Here is a 16,495-nt window from a genome sequence, read left to right as displayed (position 1 = left end):
TCTACCCCTCGTATTTCTCGACCTTCTGCTCGATGGCGCCGAAGATCGAATGCCCCGCCTTGTCCTTCATCTCGATGCGTACCGTGTCGCCAAAGCGCAGGAATGGCGTTTTCGGTGCACCTGATACAATGGTCTCGATCATACGCAATTCGGCAATGCAGGAATAGCCGGCGCCGCCGTCCGAGACAGGCTTGCCCGGCCCGCCGTCAAGCTTGTTGGAGACGGTGCCCGAGCCAACGATCGTGCCGGCAGCCAGCTTCCGTGTTTTGGCGGCATGAACGATCAGCGCCGGGAAATCGAAGGTCATGTCGATGCCGGCATCGGCGCGGCCGAATGGCTTGCCGTTGAGATCGGCGAGCAGCGGCAGACTGACCTTGCCGCCATCCCACGCGTCACCCAACTCGTCCGGCGTTACCGCGACGGGCGAAAAGGCCGAGGACGGTTTCGACTGGAAGAAACCGAACCCCTTGGCGAGTTCCGGCCCGGTGAGCGCGCGCAGCGTGACGTCGTTGACCAGCATGACGAGCCGGATCGCATCCTTCGCCTCATCAGGGCCTGCTCCCATCGGCACGTCGTCGACGATGACGGCGACCTCCGCCTCCATGTCGATGCCAAATTCCTCGTCCGCCATGCGGATCGGGTCGCGCGGCGGAACGAATGCGTCCGAGCCGCCCTGATAGATCAGCGGATCGGTCCAGAAGCTTGCCGGCATCTCGGCGCCCCGCGCCTTCCGCACCAGTTCGACATGGTTCACATAGGCCGAGCCGTCGGCCCATTGATAGGCGCGCGGCAGCGGCGAATGGGCGTCATGCTCGTGAAAGCGGGCTGACGGCACCGCATTGTTCTCCAGCGATTCCGCTATTGTCGCGAGATGCGGCGAAATCCGGCCCCAATCGTCGAGCGCGGCCTGCAGCGTGCGCACCAGGAACGAGGCATCGGTAAAGCGCGTCAGGTCGCGCGAGACGACGACAAGTTTCCCGTCGCGCGTCCCGTCCTTCAATGTGGCAAGCTTCATGCGGTTTCCTCTCCTGCAGCGGCTTTGGCGCCGCTTAACTCCACAACAAGGCCGTCGCGGGCGATCGTCAAGTCGCCAGCCCAAGTTTTCCTGACAGCGGCGATCCATTCGGCCTCGCCGATCTCGGGATCGTCGGCCGGAATGAGGTGATTGAGCACCAGTTTTTTCACCCCGGCATCGCTGGCAATGCGGCCGGCCTCCTCGGCGAAACTGTGGCTGGCGAGCAGGTGTTCCCTCAGCCGCGCGCCATTGCCGGTCCTGGCGACCAGCCGCTCGATGCCTTGCTCCAGCATGGCTTCATGGACGAGGATGTCGGCACCCCTGGCGAAATCGGCCAGCGGCGGGAAGAATGCCGTGTCGGATGAGAACACAACGCTTTTCCCGTCATGCTCGAAGCGCAGCGCAAAGCAGTCGGTCACCGGCGGATGGTCGACGCGCAACGCCGTCACTTTCAGGCCGTTCTCCTCGACCACCTCGCCCTCCCCGAATTCGGCCACCGACACGAGTTCACGAATATCCGGTCGGCCTTCATCGACGATGCGGATCTCGATGTCGAACGCCATCGCCCGGCAGAAATGTTGCCAGTAGTCGACGGTGCCAGACGGTCCGTACACGGTGACAGGTGTCGCCAAGCCCGCCGTCCAGGCAGTGTGGATCAGCGGGCCGAGTTCCAACAGATGGTCGGAATGGAGATGCGTGATGAAGATGAGGTCGAGCGCCTTCAGGCCGATCCCGGCATCGGCCACTGCGCGCGTCACGCCCAGCCCGCAGTCGACGACAATGCTGCGGCCGCCGAGCTCAAGCAGCGACGAACTCGGCCACGGCCCACCCGGCCGCAGCGCCGGGCCGCCCTTCGAGCCCAGAAGCACCAGCCGATCACGCGCCCGGTTGGCGCTCAAGACCAGTCGCCCTCGGGCGTGCCGTCAAAGCGCTTCTTCAGATCGGCCCAGCAGTCGATGTAATTGTCCTGCCTTGTTTCCAATTCGGCGGCGTAGCGGGTCAGCATCTGCGGGAATCGGGTCTCGAACATGAAGGCCATTGTGTTGTCGAGCTTGACCGGTTTCAGCTCCGCGCGCGAGGCCTTTTCGAAGCCAGGGGCGTCAGGCCCGTGGGCCAGCATCAGATTGTGCAGGCTGATGCCGCCGGGGACAAAACCCTCTTCCTTGGCGTCGTACTGGCCGTGGATCAGGCCCATGAATTCGCTCATGATGTTGCGGTGATACCAGGGCGGCCGGAACGTGTTTTCGGCCACCAGCCAGCGCGGCGGAAAGATGACGAAGTCGATGTTGGCGGTGCCCTCCTCGCCGCTCGGCGCGGTCAGCACGGTGAAGATCGACGGATCTGGGTGGTCGAACAGGAGCGCACCGACCGGAGAAAACGTTGCAAGATCATATTTATAGGGCGCGTAGTTGCCGTGCCATGCCACCACGTCGAGCGGCGAATGGCCGATTTCGGTGACATGGAAATTGCCGCACCATTTGACGATCAGCCGGCAGGGCGTTTCCTTGTCCTCGAACCAGGCGCAAGGCGTCTTGAAATCGCGCGGATTGGCCAGGCAATTGGCGCCGATCGGACCGCGATCGGGCAGCGTCAGCTTGGCGCCGTAGTTCTCGCAGACATAGCCGCGCACCTCCTTGTCGACCAGCTCGACCTTGAACACGAGGCCGCGCGGCAAGACCGCGATCTCGCCTGGCCCGAGCTCGATGACGCCCATTTCGGTGACGAAGCGCAAGGCTCCCACCTGCGGCACAATCAGCAGTTCGCCGTCGGCATTGAAGAAATGGTCGTCCAACATCGAACGGTTGGCGACATAGACATGCGCCGCCATGCCGGTCTGCCCGAGCACGTCGCCGGCCGTGGTGATCGAGCGCATGCCGGCGATGAAATCGGTCGGTTCGCTCGGCATCGGCACCGGGTTCCAGCGATACTGGCCGAGCGCCAGTTCGTGGTCGCCGACATTGGGGGCGGTCTTCCACAAGGGATAGCTCGCGGCCTTGAAGCGACCGGTGTGTCTGACACTTGGCCGGATACGGTAAAGCCAGGAGCGCTCATTGATGCCGCGCGGCGCGGTGAAGGGCGAGCCGGACAATTGCTCGGCATAGAGGCCGTAGGCTGGCCGCTGCGGCGAATTCCGCCCCTGCGGCAGCGAGCCCGGCAAGGTTTCGGTTTCGAAGTCGTTGCCGAACCCCGGCATGTAGGAAAAGGCCATCCGATCCTCCCTGATCCCGGTCTCTCAGCCAGTCGCACACGGCTTACCGGCAATGTTGACCAAACTGGTTTCATTTGTAACCATCGAAAATGTAACTATCAACGGCGAACGCCGCGGTGCGCACATGGAAACCCTCGAACTCGAAAGCTTCCTGCCCTACCGGCTCCATAGGCTTGCCGATGCGGTCAGTCGCGAATTCTCCAGGGTCTACAGCGACCGCCTGGGGCTGAGCCGACCGGAATGGCGGACGCTTTCCGGACTCGGGCAGCACGGCACGATGACCGCGACGGAGCTTGGCAAACAGTCGGCGATGCACAAGACTAAGGTTTCGCGCGCCGTTGCGGAACTGGAGAGGCGGCGGTGGCTGACGCGCGCGCCGGACGAGAACGATCGCCGTGTTGAGCACTTGATGCTGACGAAGGCCGGACTGGCCGCCTATCGCGAAATGGTGCCGCTGGCGAAGGCGTTCGAGGAGGAATTGCTGACAAAACTAAGTACTGACGAGCGCGCGGCGATTGTCAGGGGAGTGGCGGCGCTGGAGGGGGCGGTTGGGCCACCAAACCGTTGATACGTCGGCGGGACAACACCCCGCCGGCGTATCTGCGATGGCACCGGCTCACCAGTCCATCACCACCTTGCCGGAATTGCCGCTCTTCATCGCCTCGAATCCCGAAATGTAGTCGTCGATGCCGATGCGGTGGGTGATCAGGCCGGAGACGTCGAGCGGGCCTTGCACCAGGGCGATCATCTTGTACCAGGTTTCGAACATCTCGCGGCCATAGATGCCCTTGAGGTGCAGCATCTTGAAGATGACCTTGTTCCAGTCGATCTCGAAGCCGGTCGGGGCGATGCCGAGGATGGCGATCTTGCCGCCATTGTTCATGGTGTCGATCATGTCGCGGAAGGCGGGTGCCGCACCCGACATTTCGAGGCCGACATCAAACCCCTCGGTCATGCCGAGCGCCGGCATAATTTCGCGCAGCTTTTCCTTCGAAGCATCGACGACATGCTGGACGCCGAGCTTCTTCGCCAGCGCCAGCCGCACCGGGTTGATGTCGGTGATGACGACTTTTCGCGCGCCGACGCATTGCGCCACCAGCGCGCCCATGATGCCGATCGGCCCGGCGCCGGTGACCAGCACGTCCTCACCCACCAGATCGAAGGACAATGCGGTGTGGACGGCATTGCCCAAGGGATCGAAGATCGCGGCGATCTCGTCCGGCACGTCGTCGGGGATCGGCACGACATTGTGCTGCGGGATCGCCAGATATTCGCCGAAGGCGCCAGGGCGGTTGACGCCGACGCCGAGCGTGTTGCGGCAAAGATGCCCCCTGCCCGCGCGGCAGTTGCGGCAATGGCCGCAGACGATGTGGCCTTCGCCGGAAACGCGCTGGCCGACCTTGTATTCAGTCACCGCCGCGCCGAAATCGGCGACCGTGCCGACGAATTCATGGCCGGTCACCATCGGCACAGGCACGGTCTTCTGCGCCCACTGGTCCCAATTGTAGATGTGGACGTCGGTGCCGCAGATCGCGGTCTTCCTGATCTTGATCAGAACGTCGTTGGGGCCGATCTCCGGCACCGGCACCTCTTCCATCCAGATGCCCGGCTCGGCTTTGGCCTTCACCAGCGCCTTCATCATGTTCGACATTCTTTTGTCCCCTGAACCTTTTGATCCGGAATCGCTTTTGGCGGCTCAGGAGATGACGCCCAGTTCCCTGCCAACGGCACCGAAAGCCTCCACCGCGCGGTCGATATCGGCGCTGGAATGGGCCGCCGACATTTGCGTGCGTATCCGCGCCTGGCCCTTTGGCACCACCGGAAACGAGAAGCCGATGACATAGATGCCGCGCTTCAGCATGCGCGCCGCCATCTCCTGCGCCAAGCTCGCGTCGCCCAGCATCACCGGAATGATCGGGTGGTCGGCGCCAGCCAGCGTGAAGCCGAGCTTGCCCATCTGCGACCGGAACCGCGCCGCATTGTCGTAGAGCTGCTTGCGCAAACCGTCGCCATTCCTGATCAATTCGAACACCTTGATCGAGGCGCCTGCAATGGCCGGCATCAGCGTGTTGGAGAAGAGATAGGGACGTGAGCGCTGGCGCAGCCAGTCGACTACCTGTTTCTTGCCCGATGTATAGCCGCCGGAAGCGCCGCCGAGCGCCTTGCCGAGCGTGCCGGTGATGATGTCCACCCTGCCCTCGACGCCGCAATGCTCGGCCGAGCCGCGGCCGTTGGCGCCGACGAAGCCGACCGCATGGCTGTCGTCGACCATAACCATCGCGTCATACTTCTCGGCGAGGTCGCAGACGCCCTTCAGATTGGCGATGATACCGTCCATGGAAAAGACGCCGTCGGTTGCGATCAGCCGGAAACGGCAGTCTTTGGCCTCCTTCAATCTCGCCTCCAGATCGGTCATGTCGTTGTTGGCGTAGCGGAAGCGTTTTGCTTTCGAAAGCCGGACGCCATCGATGATCGAGGCGTGGTTCAGCGCATCGGAGATGATCCCATCCTCCTCGCCGAGCAGCGTCTCGAACAGGCCGCCATTGGCGTCGAAGCAGGAGCCGTAGAGGATGGTGTCGTCCATGCCGAGGAAGGAGGAAATCGTCGCCTCGAGCTGTTTGTGTTCTTCCTGCGTGCCGCAGATGAAGCGCACCGAGGCCATGCCGTAGCCATAGCGGTCCAGGGCCTGCTTGGCCGCCGCGCGTAATTCGGCGCTGTCGGCGAGGCCGAGATAGTTGTTGGCGCAGAAGTTCAGCACCTTGTCGCCGCCAACCTCGATCTCGGCCGATTGCGTCGAGGTGATCACCCGCTCGGATTTATAGAGCCCCGCCGCCTTCAGCCCTTCAAGCTCGCTGTCGATATGGGAGAGGAATGCCGCGCTCATGATCAGGCCCTGTTGAGATTTGACAGGGACTGTCGCCCCGCGCGAGCGAAAAATCCATCGCAAAAGCGACGCCTTGGCGGCGCCGCGGCCGGCGACCAGAATGCAGCCCCGGAATGCCGTCAATGACGGATGTTCAAATGCAGATATCTCGAGAAAGAACGCGATAACCATTTCGCGAGCTTTCCAGCGCCGCTGCGGTCGCTAGGTCCTTGATTTCCAAACCTGTTAATACTTTCAAGCCAATGGTTATCGCACCCAGCAATCTGTCGGCGAGAAGGGCCGTCCCAAGAAAATGTCGCAGCAGCCGGTGCAAGCCATTTCGAGCAGGCTCATATTGCTGATCAAGGCCGGCTATTGGCTGGCGCTGTTGATCATCGCCACCATGGTGATGGCGTCCTTCATCCTTCTTCAGCAGATGATGGCTGCCCAGCGCCACAACGATTCGCTGCTCGACATCGTCGGCACGCAAAAGGCGCTGTCGCAACGCATCGTCTTCCTTGCCGGTGCGGCGGGTGCTGCTTCGCGCGACCAACAACCGGCTCTGATCACCGCATTCAAACAAGCGACGGCGGAGTTCGAGAAGAACTACGATCTTCTGCTCGATCGGGTCGCCGCCGATCCAACATCGCCGGCACGGTTCGATCCAAAATCGGTCCAGAACGTGCTTTTCGCCAAGCCGTTCCATCTCGACTATTTCTCGGTGGGGCTTATCGCCAACGGCGAACGCCTGGTCTCGGGGTTTGAATCGCAGCTCGGCATGGCCATTGACGGCGGCTACAAGGGCGGCAGCGAGCGCATCAAACTCGACGCTTCCGTCGCCAATGCGACCCTGTCGGGCTACGCTGCCCTTGGCCAACGCATCAGCGCCGACGCCGATGCGCGGTCGGACACGCTTCTCAATCTCCATCGCACGCTGTTCTACGCCACGATCGGCGTCATCGTTCTGGTGGCGCTTTTCATCTTCAGGCCGATGTCGAACGCCATTCTGCGCAAGACGCATGACCTCATGGACGCACGCAATTCCATGGCCTTCATCGCCGTGCATGACGGGCTTACCGGCCTCTACAACCGCACCTTCCTGACCGACCATTTCGACACGTTGATCAAGAGCGCGCAACGCCGGCGGGAACGGCTTGCGGTGGTCCAGCTCGACCTCGACCGGTTCAAGCAGATCAACGACACGCTTGGCCACGCCGCCGGCGACTACGTGCTTGTGGTGACGGCGCAGCGCATGCGCGATGCCTGCCGGGCGTCGGATCTCTGCGTGCGCCTGGGTGGCGATGAGTTCGTGATGATCCTCAACGGCGCCGGCGGCACCGAGGACATCAACATGACCGCCAAGCGCATCCTGGCGCAGATCAACGAGCCGATCATCTTCCAGGGCGCGACGATCCTTCCGGGCGCCAGCGCCGGTATCGCGGTCTATCCTATCGACGCCAACAATGCGCAGGATCTGCTCGTCCATGCCGATCTCGCGCTCTACTCCGCCAAAAAGCAGGGCGGCGGCAGTTTCTCGTTCTTCTCCGAGGAGTTGCGCCGCGAGCTCGACCACCGCAAGCAGCTCGAGCATGACATCAGGATCGCCATCTCGGAGAAGGAGTTCCAGGTCTATTTCCAGCCGCAGGTTTCGTTGTCGAACGGCACGATCAGCGGCATCGAGGCGCTGGTGCGCTGGACACATGCCGAGCGCGGCACGATCGCCCCGGGCGAGTTTATTCCCGTCGCCGAGAGATGCGGCCTCATGCCCGAGATCGGCCGCATCGTCATCGCCAAGGCGATCCACGAGGCGGCCGGCTGGAACCGCGACGGCATTGCCTTCGGCCGGCTCGCCGTCAACGTGTCCGGCTCCGAGTTGCGCGAGCCCGATTTTGACGCCTTCCTGTTCAACACACTGGAAAAGGCCGGCCTGCCGCCAGAAAAACTATCGCTGGAAATCGTCGAATCCGTCATTCTCGACGACGAGAAGACCGGCATAGCAGCAAAGCTGCGGCACATTCGTGCAGCAGGTGTCCATCTCGAGCTCGACGATTTCGGCACCGGCTATGCCTCGCTCAGCCATGTCAATCCGAACGAGATCGACCGACTGAAGATCGACCGCCGGTTTGTCCAGAAAATCAACGAGAACGGCGACAACACCAAGATCGTACGCGCCATCACCGAACTCGCACGCGGCCTTGGCATCTCGATTGTCGCCGAGGGCGCCGAAACAGAGGCCGAGCTCGATTCGTTGATGGCGCTCGGCTGTGACCAGGTGCAGGGCTATTCCATCGCCTTCCCGATGCCGCAGGAGAAGGCGCGCGAATGGCTGGTCGCGCGGACGCCCAGGAAGGCCAGGTTGACAGTGTTGCGGGGAAGCCTGGCGTAGGCGCCAAACTTGACAATCAATGTGGCGAGGGCGTCGGTGTCGATGCTGTTCATGGACTTATCAAGCGTATACAGCGATGCAGAAGGGTAAAGATTGCACGGGCGGGGCCCTCGTATCGGCATGCCCATGGCGGTCAATTTTGCTGCATCGAACTCAAGCTACCCCTACCGCAAGGCGGGCAGGTTTTTCAGAGGATTGAGCATTGGCACCCCAAGCGGTGCGAAATGCCGCTCGTTGTCAGTCAATATCGTCAATCCGTGGACCTCGGCAGTCGCCGCGATCGCTATGTCTTCAAATCCTGGCCTATGCGCCCTTGTCCGGTCGAGGATGGATCCGGCAGCGTGTGCGGCACGCAAATCGAAGGGAAGTATCCTCTTGAAGTAGAGATGCTCGATCGCTTGCCACCACTTGCGCAGCAAGGCTGCTTTTGTCGTTGCGCCTTCGCGCTCGGCTTTGGCTATCCCCGAAACGATCTCGGATGCCGTCACGACGGACAGGAACAGATGTTCGCTGGCTTCGTCGAGCCAGTCCGCCAAGGCTGCCCGATCAGTCTTCTTGGATGGGGCCATCGCCGAGATGATGTTGGTGTCCAGCAGAAACATCGGATCGAACGCCCGCGTCAGAGGGCAACCTTGCGGGCAGGCTTGCGGGAACGAGGCGGAATATCATTCTCGCTCCCGGGAAAAGCCGCCAGCAATCGCCCAAAACTCGGCACCCGCGACAGCCTTTCATAGTCCTCAAAAGACAAGATCACGGCCTGCTTGCGACCGTGACGCGTGATGACGGCGGGCTCTCCGGCGATGGCCTGATCGACCACCGCTGAAAGCGTCGCCTTGGCATCCTTCAACTGAATCTCGCGCATGGTGTTCACCCCCACAGTATGACTATTGTGGTCATATAGCACCTGAAGATCGTCGATACAATGACTTGCAGTCGGTCACGCTATTTGCCCAACATTGGCGCGCAGCGCCGCAAGCACTTCCGCAAACCCGACCAGCCTCTCATCCGGCAATCCGGCCCGCAGCCGCTTGTCGAGGCGAGTGCGGCGGTGCGCAATTGAGGAACATCGCTTCGCCGGCTTCGATCAGCGCGACCTTGTGAACCCGGCGGTTGTCCGGATCGCGGCGCCGCGCCAGCAGGCCTTGCGCCTCCATCGCGTTGAGATGATGGGGCAGTGTCGCACCCTGGATGCCGATCATGCCAGCAAGCTCGGCGGCATGGGCGGCGCGCACCGGACTTAGGCGGAAAGTGGCTCTTTCTCTGAAGGTTTCGGCTGCGCGCCGACGGGCTCCTCAGATCCGCAATCCAAATCTGATGCCATCGTAGATGGCGGCGTGGATGTTGCGCGAGGCGACCGCGTCGCCGATGCGCAACAGCACGAAGCCACCTTCCCGATTGCGCTCCGGAAAAATGTCGCCACTGCTGACCAGCCGCTCGTAGTCGACCGCGCCGCCATTCTTCGACAATGGCTTCAGCGCCAGGTACAGGTCATCAAGCGGCGCGGTGCCGTGCTCGACCACCACCTGGTCGACCCGCCGCTCGCCACGCCAGCCATCGGCGAAGTCGGAAGCCAGTTCGGCGATCAGCTGGTTGCCTTCGCGCCGCACCGAGCGCAGCCGCGTGTTAATGGTGACGGTGACGCCCTTTTCCTGGAAGGCGCGCATATAGGGCACGTGGTTCATGCCGCCCATTTCAGGGGCGAAGAAGCGCTCGGGTGAAACCAGCTCCAGTCTCGAGCCGCTGTTGGCAATGATCTCGGCTGCGCCCATGCCTTGATGGCCGCCATTGTCATCATAGAGCAGCACGTTCTCGGCCGGCTTGGCGCTGCCGGCCATGATGTCCCAGCTCGAGGTGACGAGATTGTCGCCGGCCGCCAGCGGCGGGTTCTGCGGCAGGCCGCCGGTGGCGATCACCACCACGTCGGGCGACAGCGCCAGCACGTCGTCCTTCTCGGCCCAGGTATCGTAGCGGATGTCGACGCCGAGCCGGTCGAGCTCGGCCAGCCGCCAGTCGATGATGCCGATCAGTTCCTTGCGGCGCGGATTCTGCGTTGCCAGCCGCACCTGGCCGCCAGCCTGGCTCGACGCCTCCAGCACCGTCACCTCGTGCCCGCGCTCGGCGACGACGCGCGCCGCCTCCAGCCCGCCGGCGCCGGCGCCGACGATCACCACCTTGCGCTTTGGGCCTTCGGTCTTCACGATAATGTGCGGGATCTCGGCCTCGCGGCCGGTCGCCGCATTGTGGACGCAAAGCGCCTCGCCGCCCTCATAGATACGGTCTAGGCAATAAGTGGCGCCGACGCAGGGGCGGATCTCGTGCTCGCGGCCCTCCATCACCTTACGGATAATATGCGGGTCGGCGATATGGGCGCGGGTCATGCCGACCATATCGAGCTTGCCGGTGGCGATGGCGTGACGCGCGGTGGCGACATCGGAAATGCGCGCCGCATGGAAGGTCGGGAACTTGGTCGCCGCCCTCACCTCGCCGGCGAAATCGAGATGCGGGGAAGAGCGCATGCCGGTCACCGGGATGACCTTGGTCAGCGCCGCGTCGCTCTCGATCGAGCCACGAATGATGTTGAGGAAATCGACTTTGCCGGAGCCGGCAAGCCGCCTGGCGATCTCGACCCCCTCGTCCTTCGACAGGCCTTTTTCGAAATCCTCGTCTGCAACCATGCGGATGCCGACGACGAACTTTTCGCCAACCGCGGCCCGCACCGCATCGAGCACCATGTTGGTGAAGCGCAGGCGGTTGTCGAGCGAGCCGCCGAACTCATCGTCGCGCTGGTTGGTGGCAGGCGACCAGAAGCCGTCCATAAGATGACCGTAGGACTCGAATTCGATGCCGTCGAGGCCGCCTGCCTGGCAACGCTGCGCCGCCGCCGCGTAGTCGGCAACGATGCGCTCGATGTCCCAGTCCTCGATGGTCTTGGGAAAGGCGCGGTGCGCCGGCTCGCGCACCGGCGAAGCCGACAGCACCGGCAGCCAGTCGGCCTTGTTCCAGCCGGTGCGGCGGCCGAGATGGGTGATCTGGATCATCACCTTGCAGTCATGCTCGTGACACGCGTCAGCCAGCTCGCCAAGCCATGGCACGATACGGTCGTCATAGACATGCAGATTGCCGAAGGCGGCCGGGCTGTCGCGCGAGACGATCGCCGAACCGGCGGTCATGGTCAGCGCCATGCCGCCCCTGGCCTTCTCGGCATGGTAGAGCCGGTAGCGCTGCTTCGGCATGCCGTCCTCGGAATAGGCTGGCTCATGGCTGGTCGACATGACCCGGTTCTTCAGCGTCAGGTGCTTGAGCCGGTAGGGCTGGAGAAGCGGATCGTTACTGGTCATCGTCTTCCTGCGGTTTCAATTTGTGCTAATGAACGGCCCAAACGCGCCGCGCCTGAAGGATTGCCGCGCTCTTTCAACATTCTATTCGCATTCGCCGCCAGAGAGCTTCCGGCGGCAGCAAGGAGCCGCTCATGATCGACACCAAAGCCCTCACCCAGCTCGGCGCGCATGTCGAGACGCCACAGAGCCCGGACGCGGCGGTCCTGGAAACCGTGCCATTTGCGCGCGGCGACGGCCCACCGGCCATCGTGCGCTTCACCTGCCCGGAATTCACCTCGCTCTGCCCGGTCACCGGGCAGCCGGATTTCGCCCATATCGTCATCGACTACGCCCCCGACGCGGCTCTGGTGGAATCGAAGTCGCTGAAACTGTTCATGACCTCGTTCCGCAACCATGGCGCCTTCCATGAGGACTGCACCGTCATGATCGGCCGCCGCATTGTGGCCGCGACCAAGCCCCTCTGGCTGCGCATCGGCGGCTACTGGTATCCGCGCGGCGGCATCCCGATCGACGTGTTCTGGCAGACCGGCGCGCCGCCGGAAGGCGCCTGGCTGCCCGACACCGGCGTGGCGCCCTATCGCGGGCGGGGTTAAGCCAAGTCCGTCGCACCGGCCCATGGCGTCAGTTCAGCGGCAGCCGGCGGTAGCGGCCGGGATTGTTCGGATCGCTGAAATGATGCATCGGCCCGTGCTCGGCGAAATGCGCGGCCCAGCGCTTCATCGCCGCCGGGTCGAGCTCGACCCCTAGCCCGTCACCTTCCGGCACGCGCACCGTGTTGGCTTTCTGCCGGAACGGACCGTCCTTGATTACGTCGCCGATCTGCCAGGCAAACAGCGATTGCGACGCCTCGGTGATCCATGGCGTTGCCGCCACGACATGCAGATAGGCCGCCGTCATGATGCCGAGATCGTTCGAATAGCACCAGAAGCCCTTGCCCATCGCTTCGCAGGCGGCGATGAACTTCAGCGTCTTCGACAGGCCGCCAAGAGCGGCGAAATTGCAGACGAAATAATCCGGCGCGCCAAGCGCCACCGCGCGCCTGAGATCCGGCACATGCGTTGAAAACGGTATGCGCGAATGCTGGCGAAGTGCCGCCATCTCCTCGAAGGTGGCGACGGGATCCTCGTAGTTGCGGATGTTGAACGGCTCGATCTCGCGCAGCACCCAGCGCGCCGATGTCAGCGACCACTGCATGTTGGAATCGAGCTTGATTTGCGCCTTGTCGCCGAGAGCCTCGCGCAGCATGCGCACGGTCCTGATCTCGAGCTCGGGATCGCCCATGATCAGCTTGCCCTCGAAGATCGTCGAGCCATGCTCCTCGCGCATCTTGAGGCAGTAATCGACAATCGCTTCGGGCGTCATCTCGCCGCCTGCCCCGCCCTGCGCGGCGGCGCGAAAGGAAAAATATTCCGAAAAAGGAATGTCCTTGCGCACGGCGCCGCCAAGCACTTTGTAGAGCGGCATGCCGAAGACCTTGCCCCGGATGTCCCACAGCGCCAGTTCGACGGCGCCAAAGGCGACGGAAGCGGCGTTCTCGCCGGTGTTGGCGGTGATCTGCCATGGCGGCACGCAGCGCGCCTCGCAATCGGCAATGTCGAGCGGATCGGCGCCGATCAGCGCCGGCGCGATCTCGGCCTTGATCACCTCGCCGAAATGCCACCATGGCGCCTCACCCAGGCCGACCACGCCTTCGTCGGTCTCGACCTCGATGATCGATTTCGAGGCGCCGCCATAGAGACCGGCCGTCCACCAGAACGGCGCGTCGAGCGGGACGTTGACATGGGTGACACGGATATTGGTGATCTTCATCGCTTCCCTATTCGCACTGGTATTGACTGAGCGCCCATTCCCCGGTCACCGACAAAAGGTCCGATATCTTCCAGTCGCCGCCGACCTTCCTGAGCTTCCATTCGAGACGATGCGCGTTGCCTTCGACGAAGAAGGCGACGACCACCTTGGCCTCGTCGCCATTGACCGCCTCGATGGTCTTCAGGCTCCTGTCGATCGCGAGCTTGTCGTAATCGGCATTGTCGAGCGCCATGTTGGGATCAAGGCACTCGCCCTGCCCGGATTTGCGCAGCGCATCGCTCTTGTCGAGCACGGTCCTGGCCGGGTCGATGAAATTCTTGCGCTCGGCCGGGTCGAGCTCCAGCCCGAGATGCTCGTAGAACGGTTTTACCACGGCGGTCGGCGAGCCGGGCAGCACGGGCGCTGCTGGTTCCGGTGTCGGCGCCGTTGCCGCCGGTGGGGGCGACGTGTCGGCCGGCGCATTGCCGGCGTCGCCGGACGGCGCGTTCAGCGGCGGCGCGCCGAACAGACCTTGCGCCAAGGCGCCGCCGTTCAGCCCGGCCGCCAGCATCGAGACCAACGACAATGCCAGGACAAGGCGACCAAGCACTGCATCACTCCGCCGCCGGACCGGGCATGCATTCCAGCGCGCTGAGCGTCCAGCCGCTGGATTTGGAAGCGATGTCGGCGACTTTCCATTTGCCATCGACCTTCTTCAGCGACCACACCATTTCACGTTTGGAATCATCGCCTTCCGGAAAGAGGTTGAAGGTCACCGTCACATTGGCGCTGTCGCCATCCACCGCTTCCGACAGCTTGAGCGTCTTGGCGACCGTCTTCTCGTCATAGTCCTGCGCGTCGAGACCTGGATCGAAGTCGATGCAGGCGACCTCGTCCGGATTGTTCTTGATGGCCTGGTCGTTGAGATCGAAAAGCTTGGTCACCGGCTCGGTGAAGCGGTCGCGGTATTGCTCGTCGGCCTCGAACTTGACCTCAGGCACATAGAAAAACTTCACCGCATTGGATGCCGGCCCGGCCAGGGCGGCCGCGGGTGCTGCGATCGAGAGGGCGGCGGCAAGCACAGTCAGTCTCATCCGATAATCTCCAGGCTTTCGTGGTGGGGACCGTTCCATACCACGAATCCTGTATGCCGGCTTTTTTGCGGCCCATGAAACCCTCGTCCATTGGCAGAGGGTTCCTGAGCTGGCAGCTCACTCAGGCGTCGAGCCAGACATTCTGGAGATCCATCTCGAAGGTCTGGTGGACGGCGTAGTTCTTCACCTTCTTGTTCATGTGGCTGTAGAGCTTCTGCCAGAAGGGCTGAATGATGACGCCCGAATCCTGCAGGATCTGCTCGACGTCCTTCATCACCTCGCGGCGCTTCTCAACGTCGATGAGCGAGAGCGCCTGCTTGAGCTTGGCGTCGAAATCGGGATTCGAATACGCCGTTTCATTCCAGGCTTCGCCCGTGCGATAACCGAGCGCCAGCACCTGGACACCGAGCGGGCGCATGTACCAGATCGTCATGGAATAGGGATATTTCGTCCAGTCGTTCCAGAAGGTCGAACCCGGCAGCACGGTGCGCTTCACCTTGATGCCGGCGTCGCGCAACTGGCCGGCGATCGCGTCGCCGGTGTTCTTTTGCCAATCGTCCTCGACGGTGATCAGTTCATGCTCGAAATCGGCCTGTCCGGCCTCGGCCATCAGCTTCTTGGCGCCAGCCGCATCGCGTGTCTTCTTGGGCAGCGCGTAGTATTCCGGATGGATCGGGCTGACATGGTGATTCTCACCGACAGTCCCTCGCCCGGCATAGCCAAGTTCGAGCACGGCCTTGTTGTCGACGGCCATTTGCAGGGCGTTGCGCACCCGTTGGTCATCATAAGGCTTGTGCGTGATGTTGGTGCGGGCAACGAGCGTCGTCGCTGTCGCGACCTCGGATTTTTCCAGCCCCATCTTGTCCAATATGTCGATGAAATCGGCGGGGCTCTCGAAGTTGAGGTCGATCTCACCGGAATCGAAGGCATTCACCGTAGCGTTGAAGTCGGTGCCGTAGTCGATGAATTCGACGCTGTCGAGCGGCGCTTCCCCGCCCCACCATTTGCCGTTCTCGCGACGCTTGACGACCGCTTTCTGGCCGACATCGTAAGAAACCAGTTCGAAGGGTCCGGTGCCGATCGGCTTTTTGATCGGATCCGCGCCATCGGCATCGAAATCGCGGTGGACGATCAACGCCGGATAGTCGGTGAAGTTCGGGATCAGCGAGATGTCTGGCTCGTTCAGTTTCAGCTTGACGGTATTGTCATCGGCCTTGGTGATCGCCCCTTCCCTGGCCTTGCCGGTCTTCTCATCGATCAGCGCCCCAACGCGCGCGGCCATGGAATTGCCAGCGGCAGCTTTCTCGCACCAACGCGTCAGATTGTAGACCACGTCGTCGGCGTTGAAAGCATCGCCATTGTTCCAGGTGATGCCCTTGCGCACATGCAGCACATACTCGGTGGCGTCGTCGTTGACGTCCCAGCTTTCGAGCAGGACCGGCTCGAAGGTGAATTCTCTGGTATAGCGGACAAGCGGCTCCAGCCAGCAGCGTGAAATGTTCGCCAGTTCCACCCAGTCGTAGGTGCGTGGGTCCTTCTGCGCCTTCACCGACATCGATATGTGCAGCGTTCCGCCTTTCTTCGCCTCCTCGGCCGAAGCCTGTTTCGGCACGGCAAGACTGATCATGCCATAGGCAAGGCTCGTCGATGCGCCGAAGGTGCTTGCCAAGGCAAGAAACTCACGCCGGTCCATGCGACCCGCGCGCGTCTCTTTCGCCATTGCCTCGATGGCGCCCGGCACACGATCGCCATTGCTCCTGAAGAGTGTCATTTTTTCCTCCCTTACGGTTCCGTCAGATCTT

16 protein-coding genes are annotated in these 16,495 nt (G+C 62.6%); 3 read left to right on the top strand and 13 right to left on the bottom strand.

What is annotated here, in order from left to right; genetic code table 11:
• Nucleotide 1: 1 nt before the first annotated feature.
• The 3 genes from AC0L2H_RS21850 to hmgA are packed head-to-tail and all read right to left on the bottom strand — an operon-like array spanning nt 2 to nt 3,224.
• Nucleotides 2-1,015 (bottom strand): fumarylacetoacetate hydrolase family protein, encoded by a 1,014-nt coding sequence (locus AC0L2H_RS21850; protein ID WP_473592149.1) that lies wholly within the window; start codon nt 1,013-1,015, stop codon nt 2-4.
• A complete protein-coding gene (locus tag AC0L2H_RS21845; RefSeq protein ID WP_473592148.1) occupies nt 1,012-1,914 on the bottom strand; it encodes an MBL fold metallo-hydrolase in 903 nt (300 codons plus the stop codon). Before AC0L2H_RS21845 ends, AC0L2H_RS21850 begins: the two co-directional genes overlap by 4 nt.
• Complete coding sequence (hmgA, locus tag AC0L2H_RS21840) at nt 1,911-3,224, bottom strand: homogentisate 1,2-dioxygenase (RefSeq protein WP_473592147.1); 1,314 nt, start codon at nt 3,222-3,224, stop codon at nt 1,911-1,913. Before hmgA ends, AC0L2H_RS21845 begins: the two co-directional genes overlap by 4 nt.
• A 124-nt stretch (nt 3,225-3,348) precedes the next feature.
• Between hmgA and AC0L2H_RS21835 the strand changes: the two genes are divergently transcribed.
• Nucleotides 3,349-3,792 carry a MarR family winged helix-turn-helix transcriptional regulator gene (locus tag AC0L2H_RS21835; protein WP_473592186.1) on the top strand — a complete coding sequence of 148 codons (444 nt, stop codon included), beginning with the start codon at nt 3,349-3,351 and terminating at the stop codon, nt 3,790-3,792.
• Nucleotides 3,793-3,840: 48 nt separating this feature from the next.
• Here the strand turns inward: AC0L2H_RS21835 and tdh are convergent, their stop codons facing one another.
• Nucleotides 3,841-4,875 (bottom strand): L-threonine 3-dehydrogenase, encoded by a 1,035-nt coding sequence (gene tdh, locus AC0L2H_RS21830; RefSeq protein WP_107647257.1) that lies wholly within the window; start codon nt 4,873-4,875, stop codon nt 3,841-3,843.
• A 45-nt stretch (nt 4,876-4,920) separates the two neighbouring features.
• Nucleotides 4,921-6,108 carry a glycine C-acetyltransferase gene (locus tag AC0L2H_RS21825; RefSeq protein ID WP_473592146.1) on the bottom strand — a complete coding sequence of 396 codons (1,188 nt, stop codon included), beginning with the start codon at nt 6,106-6,108 and terminating at the stop codon, nt 4,921-4,923.
• A 292-nt stretch (nt 6,109-6,400) separates the two neighbouring features.
• Here AC0L2H_RS21825 and AC0L2H_RS21820 point away from each other — a divergent pair, with 292 nt between their 5' ends.
• Complete coding sequence (locus AC0L2H_RS21820) at nt 6,401-8,473, top strand: putative bifunctional diguanylate cyclase/phosphodiesterase (protein ID WP_473592145.1); 2,073 nt, start codon at nt 6,401-6,403, stop codon at nt 8,471-8,473.
• Nucleotides 8,474-8,637: 164 nt separating this feature from the next.
• Here AC0L2H_RS21820 and AC0L2H_RS21815 read toward each other — a convergent pair whose 3' ends face one another.
• From AC0L2H_RS21815 to AC0L2H_RS21800, 4 genes are all read right to left on the bottom strand, one after another.
• The gene (locus AC0L2H_RS21815) at nt 8,638-9,075 is read right to left on the bottom strand and encodes a PIN domain-containing protein (protein ID WP_473592144.1); all 438 of its coding nucleotides are present in this window, start codon (nt 9,073-9,075) and stop codon (nt 8,638-8,640) included.
• Nucleotides 9,076-9,092: 17 nt separating this feature from the next.
• Nucleotides 9,093-9,335 carry a type II toxin-antitoxin system Phd/YefM family antitoxin gene (locus AC0L2H_RS21810; RefSeq protein WP_473592143.1) on the bottom strand — a complete coding sequence of 81 codons (243 nt, stop codon included), beginning with the start codon at nt 9,333-9,335 and terminating at the stop codon, nt 9,093-9,095.
• Nucleotides 9,336-9,474: 139 nt separating this feature from the next.
• On the bottom strand, nt 9,475-9,672 hold the full coding sequence (locus AC0L2H_RS21805) for a hypothetical protein (RefSeq protein ID WP_473592142.1): 198 nt from the start codon (nt 9,670-9,672) through the stop codon (nt 9,475-9,477).
• A gap of 93 nt (nt 9,673-9,765) precedes the next feature.
• The gene (locus AC0L2H_RS21800) at nt 9,766-11,811 is read right to left on the bottom strand and encodes an oxidoreductase (protein WP_473592141.1); all 2,046 of its coding nucleotides are present in this window, start codon (nt 11,809-11,811) and stop codon (nt 9,766-9,768) included.
• A gap of 131 nt (nt 11,812-11,942) precedes the next feature.
• On the opposite strand from AC0L2H_RS21800, the gene queF reads away from it, so the two are divergent.
• A complete protein-coding gene (queF, locus tag AC0L2H_RS21795) occupies nt 11,943-12,404 on the top strand; it encodes a preQ(1) synthase (RefSeq protein ID WP_473592140.1) in 462 nt (153 codons plus the stop codon).
• A gap of 28 nt (nt 12,405-12,432) precedes the next feature.
• Here the strand turns inward: queF and AC0L2H_RS21790 are convergent, their stop codons facing one another.
• The 4 genes from AC0L2H_RS21790 to AC0L2H_RS21775 all read right to left on the bottom strand — a co-directional run bounded on the left by AC0L2H_RS21790 (nt 12,433) and on the right by AC0L2H_RS21775 (nt 16,464).
• Entirely contained in the window at nt 12,433-13,620 is a 1,188-nt protein-coding gene (locus tag AC0L2H_RS21790) for a mandelate racemase/muconate lactonizing enzyme family protein (RefSeq protein ID WP_473592139.1), read from the bottom strand.
• 7 nt (nt 13,621-13,627) lie between these two features.
• The gene (locus tag AC0L2H_RS21785; protein WP_473592138.1) at nt 13,628-14,209 is read right to left on the bottom strand and encodes a hypothetical protein; all 582 of its coding nucleotides are present in this window, start codon (nt 14,207-14,209) and stop codon (nt 13,628-13,630) included.
• A gap of 4 nt (nt 14,210-14,213) precedes the next feature.
• Nucleotides 14,214-14,693: a DUF3828 domain-containing protein gene (locus tag AC0L2H_RS21780; RefSeq protein ID WP_473592137.1), complete on the bottom strand. Its 480-nt coding sequence runs from the start codon at nt 14,691-14,693 to the stop codon at nt 14,214-14,216.
• A gap of 121 nt (nt 14,694-14,814) precedes the next feature.
• Nucleotides 14,815-16,464, bottom strand: coding sequence for an ABC transporter substrate-binding protein (locus AC0L2H_RS21775; RefSeq protein WP_473592136.1), 1,650 nt, complete (start codon nt 16,462-16,464; stop codon nt 14,815-14,817).
• Nucleotides 16,465-16,495 lie beyond the last annotated feature (31 nt).

This window comes from Mesorhizobium sp. WSM4871 (genome assembly GCF_055811295.1).
The sequence above is the reverse complement of the archived record's forward strand: the minus strand, read 5'-3'. Positions and strand labels throughout refer to the sequence as shown.

What these genes read in the sequence shown, in the direction of transcription:
- AC0L2H_RS21790 (WP_473592139.1), bottom strand. Translation starts at nt 13,620, where the DNA reads ATGAAGATCACCAATATCCGTGTCACCCATGTCAACGTCCCGCTCGAC.
- AC0L2H_RS21820 (WP_473592145.1), top strand. Translation starts at nt 6,401, where the DNA reads ATGTCGCAGCAGCCGGTGCAAGCCATTTCGAGCAGGCTCATATTGCTG.
- AC0L2H_RS21800 (WP_473592141.1), bottom strand. Translation starts at nt 11,811, where the DNA reads ATGACCAGTAACGATCCGCTTCTCCAGCCCTACCGGCTCAAGCACCTG.
- AC0L2H_RS21835 (WP_473592186.1), top strand. Translation starts at nt 3,349, where the DNA reads ATGGAAACCCTCGAACTCGAAAGCTTCCTGCCCTACCGGCTCCATAGG.
- AC0L2H_RS21810 (WP_473592143.1), bottom strand. Translation starts at nt 9,335, where the DNA reads ATGCGCGAGATTCAGTTGAAGGATGCCAAGGCGACGCTTTCAGCGGTG.
- AC0L2H_RS21805 (WP_473592142.1), bottom strand. Translation starts at nt 9,672, where the DNA reads ATGATCGGCATCCAGGGTGCGACACTGCCCCATCATCTCAACGCGATG.
- AC0L2H_RS21825 (WP_473592146.1), bottom strand. Translation starts at nt 6,108, where the DNA reads ATGAGCGCGGCATTCCTCTCCCATATCGACAGCGAGCTTGAAGGGCTG.
- tdh (WP_107647257.1), bottom strand. Translation starts at nt 4,875, where the DNA reads ATGTCGAACATGATGAAGGCGCTGGTGAAGGCCAAAGCCGAGCCGGGC.
- queF (WP_473592140.1), top strand. Translation starts at nt 11,943, where the DNA reads ATGATCGACACCAAAGCCCTCACCCAGCTCGGCGCGCATGTCGAGACG.
- hmgA (WP_473592147.1), bottom strand. Translation starts at nt 3,224, where the DNA reads ATGGCCTTTTCCTACATGCCGGGGTTCGGCAACGACTTCGAAACCGAA.
- AC0L2H_RS21850 (WP_473592149.1), bottom strand. Translation starts at nt 1,015, where the DNA reads ATGAAGCTTGCCACATTGAAGGACGGGACGCGCGACGGGAAACTTGTC.
- AC0L2H_RS21780 (WP_473592137.1), bottom strand. Translation starts at nt 14,693, where the DNA reads ATGAGACTGACTGTGCTTGCCGCCGCCCTCTCGATCGCAGCACCCGCG.
- AC0L2H_RS21815 (WP_473592144.1), bottom strand. Translation starts at nt 9,075, where the DNA reads ATGTTTCTGCTGGACACCAACATCATCTCGGCGATGGCCCCATCCAAG.
- AC0L2H_RS21775 (WP_473592136.1), bottom strand. Translation starts at nt 16,464, where the DNA reads ATGACACTCTTCAGGAGCAATGGCGATCGTGTGCCGGGCGCCATCGAG.